Origin of the sequence: Pseudoflavonifractor phocaeensis, from assembly GCF_016901735.1 — a bacterium.
Lineage (GTDB): Bacteria > Bacillota > Clostridia > Oscillospirales > Oscillospiraceae > Pseudoflavonifractor_A.
Genome location: NZ_JACLZC010000142.1, coordinates 1 through 1,362 on the forward strand (window position 1 = coordinate 1; position 1,362 = coordinate 1,362).

General features: G+C 67.3%; 3 protein-coding genes and 1 pseudogene. All 4 read right to left on the reverse strand.

All coding sequences use genetic code 11. The features are described from left to right. On the reverse strand, window positions 1-257 hold a 257-nt coding region (locus H7U37_RS14860), incomplete at its 3' end, for a SpoIIIAC/SpoIIIAD family protein (RefSeq protein WP_204876921.1). Window positions 258-279: 22 nt separating this feature from the next. Then, window positions 280-474 carry a stage III sporulation protein AC gene (gene spoIIIAC / locus H7U37_RS14865; protein ID WP_204876923.1) on the reverse strand — a complete coding sequence of 65 codons (195 nt, stop codon included), beginning with the start codon at window positions 472-474 and terminating at the stop codon, window positions 280-282. A 17-nt stretch (window positions 475-491) separates the two neighbouring features. Then, entirely contained in the window at window positions 492-1,004 is a 513-nt protein-coding gene (locus H7U37_RS14870) for a stage III sporulation protein AB (RefSeq protein ID WP_204876924.1), read from the reverse strand. Then, window positions 998-1,362, reverse strand: a pseudogene (locus H7U37_RS14875) (stage III sporulation protein AB); the annotation flags it as partial. The gene H7U37_RS14870 and the pseudogene H7U37_RS14875, both read right to left, overlap by 7 nt.

Genomic DNA, 1,362 nt, shown 5'->3' on the forward strand with positions numbered 1-1,362 from the left:
GCCGACAGCCGGGCCACCACCGCGATGCCCACCATCTTGAGCACCGGAGACAGCACCGCCGGCGCCAATCCCGCCAGCTGGGCCAGCTCCTTCAAAAAGTCCCGCACCGCGCCGGCGGCCTGGAATACCCCGCCCAAAATCAGCACGCCCGCCGCCAGCGCCAGCACCAGGCCCAGCTCCTTGACCTGACGCCCCACCACCACCGCGCACAGAGAGGCCGTCACCGCCAGAGCCGCTACCTTTAAGATGTCCTCCATATTTCATATCCCGCATCCCGCGTCACAGTCCAAATAGGTTCTTGACCAGAGTAAACAAGTCGCTGATCTCCTGCACCACCAGCATCAGCACCACCACCAGCCCCGCCAGGGTCACCATAGTGGCCTGCTCGTCCCGCCCCGAGCGGGACAGCACCTGGTTGAGCACCGACACCAAAATGCCGATGGCCGCGATTTTGAAAATGAGATCCACATCCATACCGTTCCTCCGCCCCGCTACATCAGTACAATGGCCAAAAAGCAGCCCGCTGTGATCCCCAGGGCATACCACACCTTTTTCCCGCTCTTCCGCCGCTCCTCCGCCTCCTCCAGCGCCCGCACCAGCCGCAGCCGAATGAGCTCCAGGGCCGCCTCCTGACCCGCGCCGTCATACCGCCCCAGAACCCGCCCCGCCTGGGCCAGAATCTCCCGGTCCTCCCGGTTCAGATCCAACGGCACGCCCTCCAGCGCGTCCCCCCAGATCCGCGCAAAGCTTCGGCTGCCCAGAGAAGGAAGGTCTGCCAAACACCGGGCAAAAAAGGCCCCGGCCTGTCCCTCCGACTGGCGGGACAGCAAAGACAGCAGCTCCGGCATGGGGAGAAGCCGGAGAGATAATTCCCGCTGGGCCGTCTCCAGCGCGGCGCAGAAGGTCCGCAAGCTCCGCACCCGCCGGTCCAGCGCCGACGCCCCGCACCAGCCCGCGCCCAGACCGCCCGCAATGAGCAGCGCAGCGCCCAGCGCCCTTACCATGGGCAGCCCTCCAGCGCCCTCACCCGGCAGCGCCGGATACCGTCCTTTCGGGTAATCTCGATCACCTGACGGAAAATACCGGCCTCCAGCAGGGCGCGGTAGAGGGGCCTTCGCCCCAGGTCCTCCGCGCCGGCGGCGTGGGCCGTGGCCAGCAGCCCCACCCCGCAGTGGGACGCCTGGGTCAGGGCGTCGATGTCCCGGGGCGAGGTAATCTCGTCAGCCGCCAGTACCTGGGGATTCATGCCCCGTAAAAGACTCATCAGCCCCTCCGCCTTGGGGCAGCTCTCCAGCACGTCGGTATGGCGGCCCACTGCCAGCTGGGGACGCCCCTCCCAAAGGGCCGCGACCTCCCCCCGCT

Excerpts from the sequence above, each read along its gene's own strand:
- spoIIIAC (WP_204876923.1), bottom strand. The coding sequence starts at position 474 with ATGGATGTGGATCTCATTTTCAAAATCGCGGCCATCGGCATTTTGGTG.
- H7U37_RS14870 (WP_204876924.1), bottom strand. The coding sequence starts at position 1,004 with ATGGTAAGGGCGCTGGGCGCTGCGCTGCTCATTGCGGGCGGTCTGGGC.